Genomic DNA, 17877 nt, shown 5'->3' with positions numbered 1-17877 from the left:
ATTGCGCTAGGGTCGCTTTTCATTCAAAACCAGGGCCGCGATCTTGAAGATCTTCCAGCGCGAGCAGCGCTCCCTGTTCGGCGAGATCCTGGACTGGATGCTCACCCCGCTGCTGCTGCTGTGGCCCGTGAGCCTGGCGCTGACCTGGCTGGTGGCGCAGGGCATCGCCAACAAGCCCTTCGACCGCGCGCTCGAATACAACGCCCACGCGCTGGCGCAACTCGTCACGGTGCAAAAAGGCAAGCCGCACTTCAACCTGCCGCAGCCCGCCAGCGAAATCCTGCGCGCCGACGATTCCGACACCGTGTACTACCAGGTCACCGGGCCGCGCGGCGACCTGCTCTCGGGCGAGCGCGAGCTGCCGCTGCCGCCCGAGGACGAGCTGCCCACCATCGGCGAGGTGCGCCTGCGCGACGCCGAGCTGCGCGGCCTGGAGATCCGCATGGCCTACATCTGGGTGCGCCTGCCGCTGCCCGATGCGCCGCTGGCCCTGGTGCAGGTGGCCGAGACGCGCGAGAAGCGCAGCGTGCTGGCCACCGAGATCATCAAGGGCGTGATGGTGCCGCAGTTCGTCATCCTGCCGCTGGCCGTGCTGCTGGTGTGGCTGGCGCTGGCGCGCGGCATCCAGCCGCTCAACCAGCTCGAAGAGCGCATCCGCGCGCGCGACCCCGGCGACCTTTCGCCACTGGACCACCACACCGTGCCGCTGGAGGTGGCGCCGCTGGTGGACTCGGTGAACGACCTGCTGCAGCGCCTGAACGACTCGCTCGCCACGCAGAAGCGCTTCCTCGCCGACGCCGCGCACCAGCTCAAGACCCCGCTGGCGGGCCTGCGCATGCAGGCCGACCTGGCGCAGCGCGAGGGCACCAGCACCGAGGAACTCAAGCGCTCGCTACAGCAGATCGGGCGCTCCAGCATCCGCGCCACGCACACCGTCAACCAGCTGCTGGCCCTGGCGCGCGCGGAAAGCAGCGGCGCCCAGATGGCGCTGATCCCCTGCGACCTGGCGCGCCTGACCGTGGAGGTGGTGCGCGACTCGGTGCCGCGCGCGCTCGACAAACACATCGACCTGGGCTACGACGGCGCCGAGCCCGGCTCGCCCGGCGTCTGGCTCGACGGCAACCCCACGCTGCTCAAGGAGCTGGTGCGCAACCTGGTGGACAACGCCATCAATTACACGCCGTCGAGCGCCGACAAGCCCGGTGTCATCACCGCGCGCGTGCTGGCCGACACCTTCGGCCGCATCCTGCTGCTGCAGGTGGAAGACTCCGGCCCCGGCGTGCCCGAGGGCGAGCGCGAACTGATCTTCCTGCCCTTCTACCGCGCCCTGGGCACCGATGCCGACGGCTCCGGCCTGGGCCTGCCCATCGTGCGCGAGATCGCGCGCCAGCACAGCGCCGAAGTCACGGTGGAGGACGCACACCCAGGCCAGCAACCGCCCGGCGCCTGCTTCACGGTGCGCTTCCCGGCCCGCGAGGCGGAAACCGAAGCGGTCTGATCCACGCGGAGCACCCGCCCGCCATGATCCGGCGCAAGCATCGGGCAAGTGCACGAGGCCGGGCCTTGCGCTCCAGGGACGAATCGGCCATCATCAAAACTGCCCTTACGGGCGTCCGGCGGACCCAGCCCAGGCAGGCGTCCGCACCCCCACAGCCCCACCGACGCAGCCAGGCTTGCCATGAAGTTTTTCCGCCGGCGCATACCCGCCTGGACGCTGGTTTTCTTCCTCCCCGTGGCGCTCGCCGCCGTGCTGGCGGCCGGACTGAGCCTGGCCTCCTTCCACAAGCTGCGCCACGACCTGCGCACCACCAGCACGCAGCAGGCGCAGGACATGCGCAAGATCGCCGCCACCACGGACTTCAACCAGGAGGCCACCTCCCTGCAGCGCCTGGTGGCCGACACGCTGGAGAAAGCCAGCGCGGGACCGATCGGTGCCGAGGAGGCCTACCGCGTCCACACACGCATCGTGGAGCACCTGACCGCGCTGGAAGAACGCCTGCCGGGCCTGAAGATCGACAGCGATGAACGGCACCTGCGCATGGCGCAGGAAGACCTGCAGGCCTACCACCAGATCGCCGTCCAGGTGGCCCACCTGGCCGCCACCGACCCGGCCACCGCCCCCAGCTTGGCCTACCAGGCCGGCCGCCTCCACCTGTCCCTGTCCGAGCATGTGAGCGAAATGGCCCGCATCGTCGCCGACGGCTCGGTGCGCCAGGGCGACGCGCAGGAGCGCGCCTTCGGGCAGCACGCGCGCCAGAACGCCACGATCGGCGCCGTGCTGGTGGCCGCCGCCATGCTCTTCTGGGCGCTGCTGATCCACCGGCTGGCACGCCGCCTCTCGACCGTGGCCTCCGCGCTCGACGCCCTGGTGCAGGGCGACCTGGAACCCGCCTCCCTGCCCGCCGTGCGCACCCTGGCGGGCCACAAGCCCGGCGCCCTGCGCCAGTTCGCGCGCGCCGTGCTGAGCTTCCGCGAGACCAGTCTCGCGCACCGCACCGCCCAGCAGAACCTCGGCAACCGCATGAAGGAGCTGCACTGCCTGTACGACATCGCCAAGCTCGTGGGGCGCGACGAACTCGACATGGACAGCCTGCTCGACGCCGTGGCCGCGCGCCTGGCCCCGGCCATGCGCTACCCGGAGATCGCCGTCGCGCGCATCGAATGGGGCGCACGGCACTTCGGCCGGTTCGCCGCCGGGCCCGAGATATCCACCCCCTTCACCGGCGTGGCCGGACAGGCCGCCCGCCTGGTGGTCGTCTATTCGGGAAGCCTGCCGCCCGGCACGGAAACACCCTTCCTGCCCGAGGAGCAGGCGCTGCTCGATGCCATCGGCAACCACCTCTCGGCCGCCATCGAGCGGCGCCGCATCGATGCCATGGAGCGTGACCGCCAGGCCCTGCTCGATGCCGTCATCGCCGACGCGCCCGACGCCATCGATCTGCTCGACGCCGGCAACCTGCGCTTCGTCGAGGCCAACGCCACCAGCCGCCGCCTGCTGGGCTACAGCCGCGAGGAACTGACCGGCATGGCGCTGGACCAGATCCAGACCACCCTGACCCGTGCCGATCTGCTGGCCATGGCGCGCGACCTGCCGGCCGGCGGCACCCAGTTCGAGACCCGCTACCGGCGCAAGGACGGCCAGGTGATCGATGCGCGGGTCAGCCTGCGCGCCATCCGCCAGAAGGGCCAGGACTACCTGGTCTGCATGTGGAAGGACGTGACCGTCGAGAAGACGGCGATGGCGGAAATCCACAAGCTCCAGCTGGCCATCGCGCAAAGCCCCGAGAGCGTGGTCATCACGGGGCTGGACGCGCGCATCGAGTACGTCAACGCGGCCTTCGAGCGCATCACGGGCTACAGCCGCGCCGAGGCGCTGGGGTGCAACCCGCGCATCCTGCAGTCCGGCAAGACCCCGCCCGAAACCTACCGCGCCATGTGGGACACGCTGTCCCAGGGCGAGCCCTGGCGCGGCGAACTCATCAACCGGCGCAAGGACGGCAGCGAGTACGTGGAACTCGTCAACATCGCGCCCATCCGCCAGCCCGACGGCCAGATCACGCACTACCTGGCCATCAAGGAGGACATCACCGACAAGAAGCGCATGGGCGACGAGCTGGAGCGCTACCGTGTCCACCTGGAACAGCTCGTGGAAAGCCGCACGGCGGCGCTGAACACGACGCTGCGCGAGCAGGAGGCCTTGTTCAACACGGCCACCGTCGGCATCGTGATGCTCAAGGACCGCACCATCGTGCGCTGCAACCAGCGCATGGACGAGATGTTCGGCTACGGCGAAGGCGAGCAGATCGGGCACAAGACGCGCATCTGGTACGACAGCGACGCCGCCTTCGAGGCCACCGGGCAGGAGGTCTACCCCAAGGTGGCCGACGGCGAGATCGACGTCCGCGAGCAGGACTACCGGCGCAAGGACGGCAGCCTCTTCCGCGTCCGCACGTCCAGCCGCGCCGTCGATCCCTCGGACCTGTCCCAGGGCTTGGTGGTCATCTTCGAGGACATCACCGCCGAGCGCGCGGCCGCGGATGCGCTGCGCCAGGCCAACGAGGAACAGCAGGCCATCTTCGACACCGCCAACTCGGGCATCGCCCTGTTCAAGGAGCGCCGCATCGTGCGCGGCAACCGCAGGCTGCACGAGATGTTCGGCTGGCCCGTGGGCGAGATGATCGGCAAGCCCACCGCCATCTGGTACGCCGACGAGGCCACCAACCAGGAGGCGGGCAAGGCCTACGACCAGATCTGGCGCGGCGAGGTGCACTGCCGCGACCAGGAGCTGATGCGCCGCGACGGCAGCCGCTTCTGGGCCCGCCTCATGGGCAAGGCGGTGGACGTGGACGACCGCTCCAAGGGCTCGGTATGGGTCATCGAGGACATCACGGTCGAGCGCGCCGCCATCACCCAGATGAGCAGCGCCAAGACCCTGGCCGAGGCCGCCGCGCGCATGAAGTCCGACTTCCTGGCCAACATGAGCCACGAGATCCGCACGCCCATGAACGCCATCATCGGCATGTCGCACCTGGCCATGAAGACCGAGCTGACGCCGCGCCAGCGCGACTACCTGCAGAAGATCCAGGGCTCCAGCCAGCACCTGCTGGGCATCATCAACGACATCCTCGACCTGTCCAAGATCGAGGCCGGCAAGATGGTGGTCGAGCACATCGAGTTCGAACTCGACCGCGTGCTCGAAACCGTGGCCAGCCTGACCGCCGAGAAGGCCGCCGCGAAGGGGCTGGAGCTGGTCATCGACGTCCACGCCGACGTCCCGCGCAGCCTGGTGGGCGACCCGCTGCGCCTGGGCCAGGTGCTCATCAACTACGCCAACAACGCCGTCAAGTTCACGGCGCAGGGGCATGTCTCCATCCACGCCCGCGTGGCCGAGGCCACCCCGGACGACGTGCTGCTGCACTTCGCAGTCACCGACACCGGCATCGGCCTGGACGAGGAGCAGCGCGTCCGCCTGTTCCAGAGCTTCGCGCAGGCCGATACCTCGACCACGCGCAAGTTCGGCGGCACCGGTCTGGGCCTGGCGATCTCGCGCCAGCTCGCCAGCATGATGGGCGGCGAGGTGGGCGTGGAGAGCACGCTGGGCCAGGGCTCCACCTTCTGGTTCACCGCGCGCCTGGGGCGCGGCGCGGGGCTGGCCCGCGTGCTCATGCCCGCGCCCGACCTGCGCGGCCGTCGGGCCCTGGTGGTGGACGACAACCCCCATGCCCGCGAGGTGCTGTGCGACATGCTGCAGGGCATGACCTTCACCGTGACCTCGGCCCCCGGCGGCCCGGAGGCCATCGCCGAAGTGGCCCGCGCCGCAGCGGCCGGCGAGCCCTATGAACTCGTGTGCATCGACTGGCAGATGCCCCGCATGGACGGCCTGGCCACCGCGCAGGAAATCCAGCGCGTCCTGCCCGGCGGCCCGCCGCACATGGTCATGGTCACCGCCAACGGGCGCGACGAGGTGATGCATTCCGCCGCCGGGGTCGGCATCGAGGAGGTGCTGATCAAGCCGGTGACGGCCTCGCTGCTGTTCGACACGCTGATGCGCGTGCTCGGCGGCGCTCCGGCCGAGCCCGTGCGGGCGCCCGAGTCCGCCAGGCCGGCCACCGACCTCTCCGCCATCGCGGGCGCGCGCATCCTGCTGGTGGAGGACAACGATCTCAACCAGGAAGTGGCCACCGAGCTGCTGCAGGACGCCGGCTTCGTGGTCGAGTTGGCGGAGAACGGCGCCATCGCCCTGGACAAGGTGCAGGCCGATCCGGACGGCTACGACATCGTTCTCATGGACATGCAGATGCCGGTCATGGACGGCCTCGCCGCCACCCGCGCGATCCGCGCCCTGCCCCGGTGCGCCGGGCTGCCGATCCTCGCCATGACCGCCAACACCATGGCCGGCGACCGCGAACGCTGCCAGGAAGCCGGCATGGACGACCATGTGGCCAAGCCGCTGGACCCGGAAGACCTGTGGCGCAAGCTGCGCCGCTGGGTCCGGCCGCGTTCGGCCGGCGCGCCACCCGCCACGGCGCCGGCACCAGCGGCCGTCGGCACCCCACGCCTGCCGGCCCTTCCCGGCCTGGACATGGCCGCCGGCCTGCAGCACGCCATGGGCCGCGAGGGCCTGTACCGCTCCCTGCTGGCGCGGTTCGCGGCGGGTCAGGCCGACTTCGTGCCACGCATGCAGGCCGCGCTGTCCGCCGCCGACTGGCCCACCGCCGAGCGCCTGGCCCACACACTCAAGGGCGTGGCCGCGCAGATCGGCGCCTCGGAGCTGCGCATGCGCGCGGCGCAGTTGGAGGACGCCGTGCAACACCGCGCCGCGCCGGCCGCGCTGCAGGACGCCCTGGCGGGCATCGCTCCGCGCCTGGCGGAAATCACCACGGCCATCCAGGCCCGCATCCCGGCCCGGATCTCCGCGCCGCCCGCGCACGCGCCCATGGCCCCGGATGTGCTGCAAGCGCTCTGCGCCCAGCTGGCCCGCCAGCTCGAAGCCGACGATTTCGCCAGCAGCACGACCCTGCGCGAGCACGAGCCCGCCCTGCGCGCCGCGCTGGACGGCCAGTTCGAACCGTTCGCGGCGGCAGTGGAGGACTATGACTTCCAGGGCGCCCTGAAAATGCTGAAGGAGTTCGCCACGCGCGCGGGCATGGCGGCGCCGTGAGCGCCGGCGCGCGGGCGCCGGATCAGGCGCAGGTGCGCAGCGTCTTGTTGCCCAGCGCCGGGCGCAGGGCATCGAGCTGGGCGCGCAGCCCGTCGTTCACCGCGGGCAGGCGCAACTGGTAGCCCGGCGCGTCGGGGCGCTCCTGCACCACGCGGGCGGTGCGCACGCCCTTGGCGACCAGGTTGCCCAGGCCGCGCTGGGCGGCTTCCTCGGTGGAAAAACGCCCCAGCGCCAGGCCGGGCTCCAGCGAGGGGTTGTTGGGCTTGTCGAACGACACGCCCAGTTCGCGCAGCTCGGCGCGCTTGCGCGCCAGCGCATCGGCGTCGGCGAAGCGGCCCATGTAGACCATCCAGCGCCCCGCGATGGTGGTGCGCTGCAGGCTCCAACTGCCCTGCGGCAGCGCGGCGGCGGCACGGCGCACGGCGTCGGCCTGCTCCTCGTCGAACACCCCGGCCTGCAGGCATTCGGTCGCCACGGGCGTGGCCGCCGCGGCCACGGGCTCGGAGGCGGCCGAGGCTGGCGCCTGCGCAGGGGCCGGCGCCGCGACCGATGCCGGGGCGGCGGGCGCGGCATTCCGGGCGCGCGGCAGGCGCAGCGCCTCGGGCTGGATCTGCTGGGCCAGGCGCTGGGGCTCGGCCTGCTGCGCCGGAGCCAGTCCCCAGTCGCGCAGCAGCCCCTGCGCCCAGGCGTAGTAGCCGGCATTGGCCAACAGCAGGACAAGCACGAGGATGCGCAGCATGGGGAATGGGTTCAGGGCGTGGTCGCGGGAACGGGCCGCACGCTGATGTCGGAGCTGGTGACGGGCAGCATGCCGCCCGCAGTATGCACGAGCAGGGCGCCATCCTCGCCCACGCCATGGGCCATGCCGCTGGTGCCGTCGCTCAGCTGCACGCTGCGGCCCTGCAGCACGTCGCGCAGCGCGAAGCGCGGCTGCATGGGCGCGAAGCCGTAGGCGGCGAACGACTGCAGCATGTCCACCAGCGGCGGCACCACGCGCAGCAGCGCGGTGGGCGCGTCGAGCCCGGCCTCCACGTCCTGCAGGCTGCCCGGCGGCAGCGACATGCCCTCGCCCGGCTGGGGACGCACGTTCAGGCCGATGCCCACCACCACATAGCGGGCTGGCACGGCGTTCGGGCCGGGCCCGGGGCCCTGCGGCGCGACAAAGCTGGCGGTCTCCACCAGGATGCCGCCGAGCTTGCGGTCGCCGCCCGCGCCGCCCAGCCACAGGTCATTGGGCCACTTCAGGCCCACGCGCGGCACGGCGCCGCCCTCGGGCGGCAGCACGGGCTGCAGACTCTCGGCCACGCTCACGCCCACGGCGAGCGACAGGCCGGACCAATCCCGTGGCGCCAGCGGCAGGCCGAGCGAGAAGGTCAGCGAATCACCCGCGCTGCTCTGCCAGGCGCGGCCCAGGCGTCCGCGCCCCGCCGTCTGCTGCTCGGCCACGAGCAGGATCGGCTCCGCGCGGCCGGCGCGCGCGCGGCGCATGAGCTCGGTGTTGGTGGAATCCACGCTGGGCAGTACCTCGACGGTAAAACCGGGCAGCAGCGGCGCCACCGCTTCCCACAGGGCCTCGGCGGGCCAGCGCAGCGGCGTGCTCATGCCGCGCGGCCCCGCTTGCCGGCGGACTTGCCCGCCTTCTTCGGCTGCGGAGCGGCCCAGCCGCGCTTGGGCGCCAGCAGGGTGCCACGGCAGTTCTGGGCGCCGCACCAGCAGGGGTACTCGGCCTTGAGCTTGGGGGTGTAGCGCTCGTCGATGATGAGGCCGTAGTCGTAATTCAGCTCTTCGCCCGCCGCGATGTTGCGCAGCGCCGTGATGAAGATGCGGCCATCGCGCTCGTCGGCGAAGCAGTTGGGATCGCAGCTGTGGTTGATCCAGCGCGCGGAGTTGCCGCCGAACTTGGCGTCGATCACGCGGTCTTCGTCCACATGGAAGTAGAACGTGTGGTTGGGCTGCGAAGGGTCGTGCGGATGGCGGTCCTGCGCCTCCTGCCAGGTGATGACCTCGCCGGTGTACTCGATCAGCACCTCGCCCTCGGCGATATCCTGCACGGCGAACACGCCCCGGCCGTGCACGCCCGAGCGGCGGGTCTGGATGCGGCGGCCGGCGATGGCAACGGGGGCGGTGCGGGGCATGGCAAAACTCTGTTAACTTGATAGTGCACACATGCGCGTGCGCGTGCACGCGCGTGTGGGACGGATTGTAGAAGCGCCCGGAGCCTCCTCCGGGCACGGCCCGCATGGCGAGACCCAAAAAAATGACGAAGACCCTGGTAATTGCAGAAAAACCCTCGGTGGCGCAGGACATCGTGCGCGCCCTCACGCCCGTGGCGGGCAAGTTCGACAAGCACGAGGAACATTTCGAGAACGAGCGCTACATCGTCACCAGCGCCGTGGGCCACCTGGTCGAGATCCAGGCACCCGAGGAATTCGACGTCAAGCGCGGCAAGTGGAGCTTCGCGCACCTGCCGGTGATCCCGCCGTACTTCGACCTCAAGCCCGTGGACAAGACCAAGACGCGCCTGAACGCCGTGGTCAAGCAGGCCAAGCGCAAGGACGTCTCCGAACTCATCAACGCCTGCGACGCGGGCCGCGAGGGCGAGCTGATCTTCCGCCTGATCGAACAGTACGCCGGCGGCGCCAAGCCCCTGGGCAAGCCGGTCAAGCGCTTGTGGCTGCAGAGCATGACGCCGCAGGCCATCCGCGACGGCTTCGAGAGCCTGCGCAGCGAGCAGCAGATGGCCGGCCTGGCCAGCGCCGCGCGCAGCCGCAGCGAAGCCGACTGGCTGGTGGGCATCAACGGCACGCGCGCCATGACCGCCTTCAACTCGCGCGACGGCGGCTTCTTCCTCACCACCGTGGGCCGGGTGCAGACGCCCACGCTCTCGCTGGTGGTCGAGCGCGAGGAGAAGATCCGCAAGTTCATCAGCCGCGACTACTGGGAAATCCACGCCAGCTTCGGCGCCGAGGCGGGCGACTACCCCGGCAAGTGGTTTGACCCGAAGTGGAAGAAGGGCGAAGACCCGGAAATGCGCGCCGACCGTGTGTGGAACGCGCAGCAGGCCCAGCAGATCGCCGACGCCGTGCGCGGCCAGCCGGCCACCGTGACCGAGGAGAGCAAGCCCACCACCCAGGCCTCGCCCCTGCTGTTCGACCTGACCAGCCTGCAGCGCGAGGCCAACGGCAAGTTCGGTTTCAGCGCCAAGACCACGCTGGCGCTGGCGCAAAGCCTGTACGAGCGCCACAAGGCCCTGACCTACCCGCGTACCGACTCGCGCGCGCTGCCCGAGGACTACCTGCCCGTGGCCAAGCAGACCTTCGAGATGCTGGCCGACAGCGGCATGCGCCACCTGGCGCCGCACGCCGCCACGGCGCTGGCCGGCAACTACGTGCGCCCGTCCAAGCGCATCTTCGACAACAGCAAGGTGAGCGACCACTTCGCCATCATCCCCACGCTGCAGGCGCCCAGCGGCCTCTCTGAAGCCGAGCAGAAGCTGTACGACCTGGTGGTGCGCCGCTTCATGGCGGTGTTCTTCCCGAGCGCCGAATACACCGTCACCACGCGCATCAGCACGGCCGCCGGCCACAGTTTCAAGACCGAGGGCAAGGTGCTGGTCAAGCCGGGCTGGCTCGCCATCTATGGCAAGGAAGCGGCCGACGAGGTGGAAGGCGGCCAGGCCGGCGACAAGGGCCAGAACCTGGTGCCCGTGAAGCCCGGCGAGGTGGTGCGCACGGAACAGGCCGACCCCAAGGGCCTCAAGACCAAGCCGCCCGCGCGCTACTCCGAAGCCACGCTGCTCGGCGCCATGGAAAGCGCCGGCAAGCAGATCGACGACGACGAGCTGCGCGAGGCCATGCAGGAGAAGGGCCTGGGCACGCCTGCCACGCGCGCGGCCATCATCGAAGGCCTGCTGACCGAAAAGTACATGCTGCGCGAGGGCCGCGAGCTCATCCCCACGGCCAAGGCCTTCCAGCTCATGACGCTGCTGCGCGGCCTGGAAGTCGAGGAGCTGTGCCGCGCCGACCTCACGGGCGAGTGGGAATACAAGCTCGCGCAAATGGAAAAGGGCCTTCTGAGCCGCGAAGCCTTCATGCAGGAAATCGCCGCCATGACCGAGCGCATGGTGAAGAAGGCCAAGGAATACGACCGCGACACCATCCCCGGCGACTACGCCCAGCTCTCCGCCCCTTGCCCCAACTGCGGTGGCGTGGTGAAGGAGAACTACCGCCGCTACGCCTGCACCGGCGCGGGCGGCAACGGCCAGGGCTGCGGCTTCTCGTTCGGCAAGTCGCCCGCGGGCCGCACGTTTGAAACCCAGGAAGCCGAGCAGCTGCTGGCGCACAAGCGCATCGGCCCGCTGGAGGGCTTCCGCTCCAAGGCGGGCTGGCCGTTCACGGCCGAGATCACGCTGAGCTTCGACGAAGAGGCGAACAACTACAAGCTCGAATTCGACTTCGGCGACGACAAGAACGCCGAGGACACCGGCGAGCTGGTGGAATTCGCCGACGCCTCCCTGGGGGCCTGCCCCATCTGCGGCTCGGCCGTGCACGAGCATGGCAGCAACTACGTCTGCAGCAAGGCCGTGCCCACGGCGGCGCAGCCCACGCCCTCCTGCACCTTCAAGAGCGGCAAGGTCATCCTGCAGCAGCCCGTGGAACGCGCGCAGATGGAAAAGCTGCTCGCCACCGGCAAGACCGACCTGCTCGACAAGTTCGTGAGCATGCGCACGCGCCGCGCGTTCAAGGCCTTCCTGGCCTGGGACAAGGAAGCCGGCAAGGTCAACTTCGAGTTCGAGCAGCGCGACAGCAAGTACCCGCCGCGCAAGACAGCCGGCAAATTTGCTAGCAAAACAGGAGCTACTGGCGCAAAGACCACGGGCGCCGCAGCCAAAAAAGCCGCAAAACCCGCTGCCGCCAAGAAAACCGCCGCGCCCAAGGCGCCGCGCAAGGCCGCCGCCGGCAAGGCGCCCAGCGCCGAGCTGGCCGCCGTGATCGGTACCGACCCCGTGGCCCGCCCCGAGGCCGTCAAGAAGATGTGGGAGTACATCAAGGCCCACAACCTGCAGGACCCCAAGGACAAGCGGACCATCGTGGCCGACGCCAAGCTGCGCGCCGTGTTCGGCAAGGACAGCGCGGGCATGTTCGAGCTGGCGGGAATTTTGGGCCAGCACTTGGAATGATTGAGGTGGTGTGAACGGACCCACCCGCCGGTTCTGACGCCATGGCCTTGCCGCCCCCCGCGCTGTCGCTGCAGATCGCGACCACAGTGCACCACCGCATCCACACCGCCACGGTGCGCATGGATTCGGTGGGCTGGGTGGTATCTGGCACCAAGCACCTGCTCACGCCCGGCAGCGGCCACCGCTACCCCAGCGGGCGGGTGTTTGTGCTGCCGCGCGGCGCCCAGTGGGAAATCGTCAACGACCCGGCGCCGCAGGGCCGCTATGTGGCGCGGCTGCTGTGTTTCGCACCCGAGCTGGTGGAGCAGTTCCACCGCCAGTTCGGCCAGTTCGCGGCCGTGCCCCCGGTGCAGGGCTGCGCTGGCCTGGCGTTGGACGCCACGTTGGAAGACAGCTACATGCGCGCCGTGGCAGTGCTGGAGAACGAGGACAGCTCGCAGGCGCTGCGCGAGCACCGCGCGCTGGAGGTGCTGCTGGTGCTGGCCGAGGCCGGCATCGTCTTCGCCCCACCCGGCGAGCTGGGCTGGGCCGAGCGCGTACGCCGCCTCGTCGGCCCCAGCCCCCAGGCCGACTGGACGGTGGAGCGCATCGCCGCCGCCTTTGCCACCAGTGCCAGCACCCTGCAGCGCCGCCTGGCGCAAGAGGGCGAGACCGTGCGCCAGTGCCTGCGCGACGTGCGGCTGGAAACAGGCCTGGCGCTGCTGCAAAGCTCCACGCTGCAGGTGTCCGAGATCGCGGCCCGCTGCGGCTATGAATCGCACAGCCGCTTCAGCGCTGCGTTCCGCGAACGCTTCGGCTTCCCGCCCTCGCAGCTGCGCCCCTGACCCCGCGGCTGACGCGCCGCGCACAACCATTGACGCGGCCGGGCCAGCGCCCTTGCGCCGCGCCGCGCACCATCAAGGCCTTGTTTCATTCACCACACCGCAAGGAGCCTTCCTGATGCCACAACCGCACTCCCACCACCACGGCGTTCTGTCCACCATCGCCACCCTGGGCCTCGCACTGGCCGCCAGCGCCTTCGCCGCCTCGGCCGCGCAGGCTCAGGCTTTCACGCTCGGCAGCCCCGACTTTTCCGAGGGCAGCACACTGCCCCAGCGCTTCGAGTTCAAGGGCTTTGGCTGCGCCGGCGACAACCAATCGCCCGCCCTGCGCTGGAGCGGCGCGCCCGCCGGCACGCAAAGCTACGCCGTCACCGTTTACGACCCCGACGCGCCCACGGGCTCGGGCTGGTGGCACTGGACGGTAGTCAACATCCCCGCCAGCGTGACCGCGCTGCCCCCCGGCGCAGGCGCCGCCGGCAACGCCCTGTTGCCCGCAGGCGCCAGCCAGGTGCGCATCGACTACGGCGTGGCCGCGTGGGGCGGCACCTGCCCGCCCGAGGGCGACGCGCCGCATCGCTACATCTTCACCGTGCATGCGCTCAAGGTGCCGCGCCTGGACCTGCCCGCCGACGCCACCGCCGCGCTGGCCGGGTACATGGTCCACGCTCACAGCCTGGGCAAGGCCACTCTCACGGCACGCTACGGACGCCCTGCCGCCAAGGCCCTCCCACAGTGAGCGATGGCCGCCGCCGTGCTTCGCGGGGTGACGGCAACCCGGTGGATGGCCGTTCGGTTCACGCCGCCAGGCGGGCCGGCTCGGTGGGGCCGCAGTCCTCATCCAGCGTGCCGGCCTTCACGCGGTTGCGGCCGGCCGACTTGGCGCGGTAGAGCGCGCGGTCGATCGCGGCATAGGCGGCGGCCACGTCGGCGCGCGAGCGCGGCGGCACCTCCACCACGCCCATGCTCACGGTGCTGGGCAACGGCCCGGCGTCGGTGATCAGCGGGTGGGCCTGCACGCGCAGGCGCAGCTTCTCGGCGCAGCGCAAGGCCGATTCGAGGTCGGTGTGCGGCAGCAGCACGACGAACTCCTCGCCCCCCAGGCGCGCCACCACGTCCGAGGCGCGCACCCCGCTGGCCAGCAGCGCCGACACATGGCGCAGCACCGCGTCGCCCGTGGGGTGGCCATAGTGGTCGTTCACACGCTTGAAATGGTCCAGGTCGAGCAGGATGAAGGCGGTGGAATACTTGTGGCGCAGCGCGCGCAGCAGCTCGTGGTCGGCCCGGCGCATGAACTCGCCCCGGTTGCACAGGCCCGTCAGACCGTCGTGGCTGGCCAGGCGCTCCAGCTCCACCTGTTTGGCCGCCAGCGTGGCGTTGGCCTGCGCCAGCGAGCGGCTGAGCAGGATGTTGACCGTGTTCTTGCGCCATGACAGCACCGAGAACACCAGGCTCATGAGCGGAATGACCAGCACGCTCACGCGGCCGCTGGTCAGCAGGGCGGGGTCGGGCTGGGTAAGCGGCAGCGCCACGAAGCCCGCCAAGGCCGCCACCGCGAACAGCGCCGCGCTGACCGGCGGGCGCAGGTAGAACACCAGGGCCACCCCCACCGCCGTCAGCACCAGCGGCGTGAACTTGGGCGTGACCCACTGGTAGAACGCCGTCAGCGCAATGCCCAGCAGCAGCATGAGCAGTGCCGCCAGCACCGGCAGCGCGCGGCCCAGCCGGCCCGTGGGCGCGCGCTGCAGCGCCACATGGCCCAGGCAGCCCAGCAGCAGCGCCAGGCCCATGGCCGACAGGTGCGTCATGCCCACGGCGCGTTGCCAGGGCCCCAGGGCGTCGCCGCCCAGCGCGCCCTGGAGCATCCACAGGCTGGCCCCGCCAAACACCGGCAGCGCCAGCAGCGCCCCGAGCCGCAGGCGGCGCAGGTTCTCCATCGCCACTTCGTCCCGCACCTGCGCGTCGTCGTGGGCGGCCGCGCGCAGGCTCCGCGCCAGGGGGGTGAGGTAGGTCATGGTGTGTGGGATGGCGACAGGTGCGCAAGATTATGGAGGCCGGGTCGCCTTTCTCCGCTAGGGGTCACCCTGGTAAGCAGGACCCCCATGCGACACTTCGGACCCACTACCTGCGCTACCCTTGATTTCCCTCAACCCCCGAGCCGCCATGCAAGAACCACCCCGCGCCCTGGGCCTGGCCGGCGCCAGCAACTTCCGCGACCTCGGCGGCTACCGGGGCCACGGCGGCCGGCCGCTGCGCTGGCGCCGCATCTTCCGCTCCGACCACCTGGCCGCGCTCACGCCGCAGGACCTGGCACAGCTCCAGGCCCTGGGCGTGCAGCGCGCCGTGGACTTCCGGGGCGAGGCCGAGCGCGCCGCGCTGGCCTACCAGTGGCCCGGCCTGGCCCAGCACCCGCTCACCATCGAGCCCACCGTGGTGCAACGCGCCCAGGAGCTGCTGCGCATGGGCCGCCAGCTCACCGCGCAGGACGCCGTGGGCCTGATGCAGGACACCTACCGCGATTTCGTGGGCGCCAACGCCCCGCGCTTCGCCGCGCTGTTCCGCCTGCTGCTGGAGAGCGACGCGCCGCTCGTCTTCCACTGCACCGCCGGCAAGGACCGCACCGGCTTCGCCGCCGCGCTCATCCTGCTCGCCCTGGGCGTGCCACGCGACGTGGTGATGCACGACTACCTGCTCACCAACACCTACTATCGCCCGCCCGCCGGCCTGGCCGGCCCGGCACCGCAGGAGGTGCTGCGCGTGCTGTGGGGCGTGCAGGAGGACTTCCTCGATGCCGCGCTGCACCTGGTGGACACGCAGTACGGCGGGGTCACGCCCTACCTGGAGGAGGTGCTGGGGGTGGACGCAGCGGCGCGGAAGGAGCTGGCGGGGCGGTATTTGCAGACGCCCTGATGCCCCTCGGGGATGGTTCACCCCCGCACCGATGCACCCGTGGCATAGAACTGCCCGCCCGCCACATAGTGCAGCGTGCGCAGCGCGTCGGGCGCGCTGTCGAATTCCCAGTGGCCGCCCCGGAACACACGCTCGTCGGCCCAGGCGGCGACCACCTCGGCGATGAACAGGTCGTAGGCCTGCTGGTTGTGCGGCTCGGCGATGACGCGGCAGACGAGCCAGGCAGCGCAGCCGTGCACCAGCGGCACCTCGTGGCCGGGGGCCTGGAACCGCTCCACGCCATGGCGCCGCAGCTTGTCGGGGTGGTCGTTGGCGCTCTCGGTGCCCAGGGCCAGGGTGAGGGCGGCCTGCGCACGGGTGGGCAATTGCAGGGCGAACTGGCCGCTGGCCTCCACCAGGGCGCGCGTGCGCGTGGCCTTGTCGAGCACCACCGTGACCTTGGGCGGCGCGAAGTCGAGCGCGCAGGCCCAGGCGGCGGCCATCACGTTGTCCTCGCCCGCGTGGCGGGCCGAGACGAGCACCGTGGGGCCGTGATTGAGCAGGCGGTAGGCCTTGTCGAGCGGAACGGGGGTGAAATGGGCGGGCTTCATGGTGCCATTCTGCCGGCGCGGCGATACTCGGAGCCTGCCCCTCCGGAACCTGACGTGCACCCCAACCCCACAGCCCACCCCGCACCCACCGTGGCCTTTGACGAGGCCTACTACCAGCGCTTCTACTTCGACCCCAAGACCAGCGTGGCCGACCCGCAGCACATCGAGCGGCTGGGCGCCTTCGTGTGCAGCTACCTGCAGTACCTGCGCGTGCCGGTGCGGCGCGTGCTCGACGTGGGCTGCGGCATCGGGCTGTGGCGCGATGTGGTGGCGCGGCACTTTCCGCACGCCAGCTTCCATGGCGTGGAGTACAGCGCCTACCTGTGCGAGCGCTTTGGCTGGGAGCGCGGCTCGGTGCTCGACTACCGTTCCAGCGAGCCGTTTGACCTGGTGATCTGCCAGGGCGTGCTGCCCTACCTGAACGCGGCCGACGCGCAGGCGGCCATGCGCAACCTCGCCCGGCTGTGCCAGGGCGCGCTGTACCTGGAGGCCGTGACGCGCGAGGACTGGGAGCAGGACATCGTGGACAAGTCGCTCACCGATGCGCGCCAGTTCCGCCACCGCGCGCAGATGTACCGCCGCACGCTGGCCGAGGGCTTCACCGAGGTGGGCGGCGGCGTCTGGCTGAGCCAGCGCGCCGAGGTGCCGCTGTTCGCGCTGGAGCACGCGGGACCGCCGTGACACCCGTCCCCCCGCCCCATGCCGTGGCGCGCCTGCGCGCCGAGCGCCTGGCGCGCAGCAGCAAGCCCTTCCTGGCCCGGGGCGGCCCCAGCGGCGAGCGCTGCCCGGGCTGCCGCCTGCGGCCCAGCCACTGCCTGTGCGCCCTGCGGCCGCAGGTGCCCACGCGCGCGGGCGTCTGCCTGCTGATGGCCGACACCGAAGCGCTCAAGCCCAGCAACACCGGCTGGCTGGTGGCCGATGTGGTGGCCGACACCTTTGCCTTCGGCTGGACGCGCACCGAGGTGCCCCCCGGCCTGCTCGCCCTGCTGGCCGATCCGCAGTGGCAGCCGTACCTGGTGTTTCCAGGCGACTATGCCGAACCGCAGCGCGTGGTGGCCGAGGTGGCGCCCCCGGCACCCTCGGGTGAAGCGCCCGACCGCAAGCCGCTGTTCGTGCTCCTCGACGCCACCTGGGCCGAGGCGCGCCGCATGTTCCGCAAGAGCCCCTACCTGGACGCCCTGCCGGTGCTCAGCCTGCGGCCCGAACAGTCGTCGCGCTACCGGCTGCGCCAGTCGGCCGACGCGGCCCACCTGTGCACGCTGGAGGTGGCGGCGCTGTGCTTGGCGCTGGCGGGCGAGGCGCGGGCCGCCCAGGTGATGGAGGCCTACCTCGACGTTTTCACCCACCACTACCTGCAGGCCAAGAACCAGCGGCCCGTGGACCCCGGGGATGCACTGCACCAGCGCCTGGGCGGCCTGTGTGGCGTACAGTAGCGCCCCTGCACACACCAAGGCACCCCTCCCATGAGCAAAGAACTGGCCCGACAGCGCGAACTGAACCCGATGGAACTGTGCGAGCCCTGCAAGGGCATCCAGCGCAACTGGCGCCGCGCGCCCGGCCATGCCGAGCTGGTGCAGCGCGGCAACCGCAAGGAAGAGCGCGAGACCGGCACCGTCACCATCACCCGCTACCAGTGCGATCGTTGCGGCACGGCCTGGGAATACGAAAACGACAAGAACAACCAGCAGGCGGGCTGGTCGGTGGTGGGGCGCTGAGCCG

Annotated in this window: 14 protein-coding genes; 9 read left to right on the top strand and 5 right to left on the bottom strand. The window is 70.9% G+C overall.

Going from position 1 to position 17877, the window contains the following annotated elements:
• The first annotated feature begins 43 nt into the window (after positions 1–43).
• Both D8S75_RS02025 and D8S75_RS02020 read left to right on the top strand, forming a co-directional pair.
• Positions 44–1498: a sensor histidine kinase gene (locus D8S75_RS02025; RefSeq protein WP_119964255.1), complete on the top strand. Its 1455-nt coding sequence runs from the start codon at positions 44–46 to the stop codon at positions 1496–1498.
• A gap of 180 nt (positions 1499–1678) precedes the next feature.
• Positions 1679–6661 carry a PAS domain S-box protein gene (locus D8S75_RS02020; RefSeq protein WP_119964254.1) on the top strand — a complete coding sequence of 1661 codons (4983 nt, stop codon included), beginning with the start codon at positions 1679–1681 and terminating at the stop codon, positions 6659–6661.
• Positions 6662–6683: 22 nt separating this feature from the next.
• Here the strand turns inward: D8S75_RS02020 and D8S75_RS02015 are convergent, their stop codons facing one another.
• From D8S75_RS02015 to D8S75_RS02005, 3 genes are read right to left on the bottom strand one after another with little or no spacing between them, the layout of a single operon-like run.
• Positions 6684–7400 carry an SPOR domain-containing protein gene (locus D8S75_RS02015; protein WP_119964253.1) on the bottom strand — a complete coding sequence of 239 codons (717 nt, stop codon included), beginning with the start codon at positions 7398–7400 and terminating at the stop codon, positions 6684–6686.
• A gap of 11 nt (positions 7401–7411) precedes the next feature.
• A complete protein-coding gene (locus tag D8S75_RS02010; RefSeq protein WP_119964252.1) occupies positions 7412–8263 on the bottom strand; it encodes a biotin--[acetyl-CoA-carboxylase] ligase in 852 nt (283 codons plus the stop codon).
• Positions 8260–8796, bottom strand: a complete 537-nt coding sequence (locus tag D8S75_RS02005) for an SET domain-containing protein (RefSeq protein WP_119964251.1) — start codon at positions 8794–8796, stop codon at positions 8260–8262. The genes D8S75_RS02010 and D8S75_RS02005 overlap by 4 nt, the downstream gene beginning before the upstream one ends.
• A gap of 122 nt (positions 8797–8918) precedes the next feature.
• Between D8S75_RS02005 and D8S75_RS02000 the strand changes: the two genes are divergently transcribed.
• From D8S75_RS02000 to D8S75_RS01990, 3 genes are all read left to right on the top strand, one after another.
• Positions 8919–11840 carry a DNA topoisomerase III gene (locus D8S75_RS02000; protein WP_119964250.1) on the top strand — a complete coding sequence of 974 codons (2922 nt, stop codon included), beginning with the start codon at positions 8919–8921 and terminating at the stop codon, positions 11838–11840.
• 41 nt (positions 11841–11881) lie between these two features.
• Entirely contained in the window at positions 11882–12664 is a 783-nt protein-coding gene (locus D8S75_RS01995) for a helix-turn-helix transcriptional regulator (RefSeq protein ID WP_119964249.1), read from the top strand.
• 115 nt (positions 12665–12779) lie between these two features.
• Entirely contained in the window at positions 12780–13397 is a 618-nt protein-coding gene (locus D8S75_RS01990) for a YbhB/YbcL family Raf kinase inhibitor-like protein (protein WP_119964248.1), read from the top strand.
• 58 nt (positions 13398–13455) lie between these two features.
• On the opposite strand, the gene D8S75_RS01985 is transcribed toward D8S75_RS01990, so the two are convergent.
• Positions 13456–14673, bottom strand: coding sequence for a GGDEF domain-containing protein (locus D8S75_RS01985; protein ID WP_119964247.1), 1218 nt, complete (start codon positions 14671–14673; stop codon positions 13456–13458).
• Positions 14674–14821: 148 nt separating this feature from the next.
• Between D8S75_RS01985 and D8S75_RS01980 the strand changes: the two genes are divergently transcribed.
• On the top strand, positions 14822–15568 hold the full coding sequence (locus D8S75_RS01980; RefSeq protein WP_119964246.1) for a tyrosine-protein phosphatase: 747 nt from the start codon (positions 14822–14824) through the stop codon (positions 15566–15568).
• Between the two features lie 17 nt (positions 15569–15585).
• Here D8S75_RS01980 and D8S75_RS01975 read toward each other — a convergent pair whose 3' ends face one another.
• Positions 15586–16158, bottom strand: coding sequence for a flavin reductase family protein (locus tag D8S75_RS01975; protein ID WP_119964245.1), 573 nt, complete (start codon positions 16156–16158; stop codon positions 15586–15588).
• A 54-nt stretch (positions 16159–16212) separates the two neighbouring features.
• On the opposite strand from D8S75_RS01975, the gene D8S75_RS01970 reads away from it, so the two are divergent.
• From D8S75_RS01970 to D8S75_RS01960, 3 genes are read left to right on the top strand one after another with little or no spacing between them, the layout of a single operon-like run.
• A complete protein-coding gene (locus D8S75_RS01970) occupies positions 16213–16839 on the top strand; it encodes a class I SAM-dependent methyltransferase (RefSeq protein ID WP_232828825.1) in 627 nt (208 codons plus the stop codon).
• Positions 16836–17591: a tRNA-uridine aminocarboxypropyltransferase gene (locus D8S75_RS01965; protein ID WP_119964243.1), complete on the top strand. Its 756-nt coding sequence runs from the start codon at positions 16836–16838 to the stop codon at positions 17589–17591. The genes D8S75_RS01970 and D8S75_RS01965 overlap by 4 nt, the downstream gene beginning before the upstream one ends.
• Before the next feature lie 30 nt (positions 17592–17621).
• Positions 17622–17873, top strand: a complete 252-nt coding sequence (locus tag D8S75_RS01960; RefSeq protein WP_119964242.1) for a hypothetical protein — start codon at positions 17622–17624, stop codon at positions 17871–17873.
• The last annotated feature ends 4 nt before the right edge of the window (positions 17874–17877 follow it).

The organism is Simplicispira lacusdiani (genome assembly GCF_003604195.1).
Taxonomy (GTDB): Bacteria; Pseudomonadota; Gammaproteobacteria; order Burkholderiales; family Burkholderiaceae_C; genus Simplicispira; species Simplicispira lacusdiani.
The sequence above is the reverse complement of the archived record's forward strand: the minus strand, read 5'-3'. Positions and strand labels throughout refer to the sequence as shown.

What these genes read in the sequence shown, in the direction of transcription:
- D8S75_RS01975 (WP_119964245.1), bottom strand. Translation starts at nt 16,158, where the DNA reads ATGAAGCCCGCCCATTTCACCCCCGTTCCGCTCGACAAGGCCTACCGC.
- D8S75_RS02000 (WP_119964250.1), top strand. Translation starts at nt 8,919, where the DNA reads ATGACGAAGACCCTGGTAATTGCAGAAAAACCCTCGGTGGCGCAGGAC.
- D8S75_RS01995 (WP_119964249.1), top strand. Translation starts at nt 11,882, where the DNA reads ATGGCCTTGCCGCCCCCCGCGCTGTCGCTGCAGATCGCGACCACAGTG.
- D8S75_RS01980 (WP_119964246.1), top strand. Translation starts at nt 14,822, where the DNA reads ATGCAAGAACCACCCCGCGCCCTGGGCCTGGCCGGCGCCAGCAACTTC.
- D8S75_RS01985 (WP_119964247.1), bottom strand. Translation starts at nt 14,673, where the DNA reads ATGACCTACCTCACCCCCCTGGCGCGGAGCCTGCGCGCGGCCGCCCAC.
- D8S75_RS01960 (WP_119964242.1), top strand. Translation starts at nt 17,622, where the DNA reads ATGAGCAAAGAACTGGCCCGACAGCGCGAACTGAACCCGATGGAACTG.
- D8S75_RS01990 (WP_119964248.1), top strand. Translation starts at nt 12,780, where the DNA reads ATGCCACAACCGCACTCCCACCACCACGGCGTTCTGTCCACCATCGCC.
- D8S75_RS02020 (WP_119964254.1), top strand. Translation starts at nt 1,679, where the DNA reads ATGAAGTTTTTCCGCCGGCGCATACCCGCCTGGACGCTGGTTTTCTTC.
- D8S75_RS02005 (WP_119964251.1), bottom strand. Translation starts at nt 8,796, where the DNA reads ATGCCCCGCACCGCCCCCGTTGCCATCGCCGGCCGCCGCATCCAGACC.
- D8S75_RS02010 (WP_119964252.1), bottom strand. Translation starts at nt 8,263, where the DNA reads ATGAGCACGCCGCTGCGCTGGCCCGCCGAGGCCCTGTGGGAAGCGGTG.
- D8S75_RS02015 (WP_119964253.1), bottom strand. Translation starts at nt 7,400, where the DNA reads ATGCTGCGCATCCTCGTGCTTGTCCTGCTGTTGGCCAATGCCGGCTAC.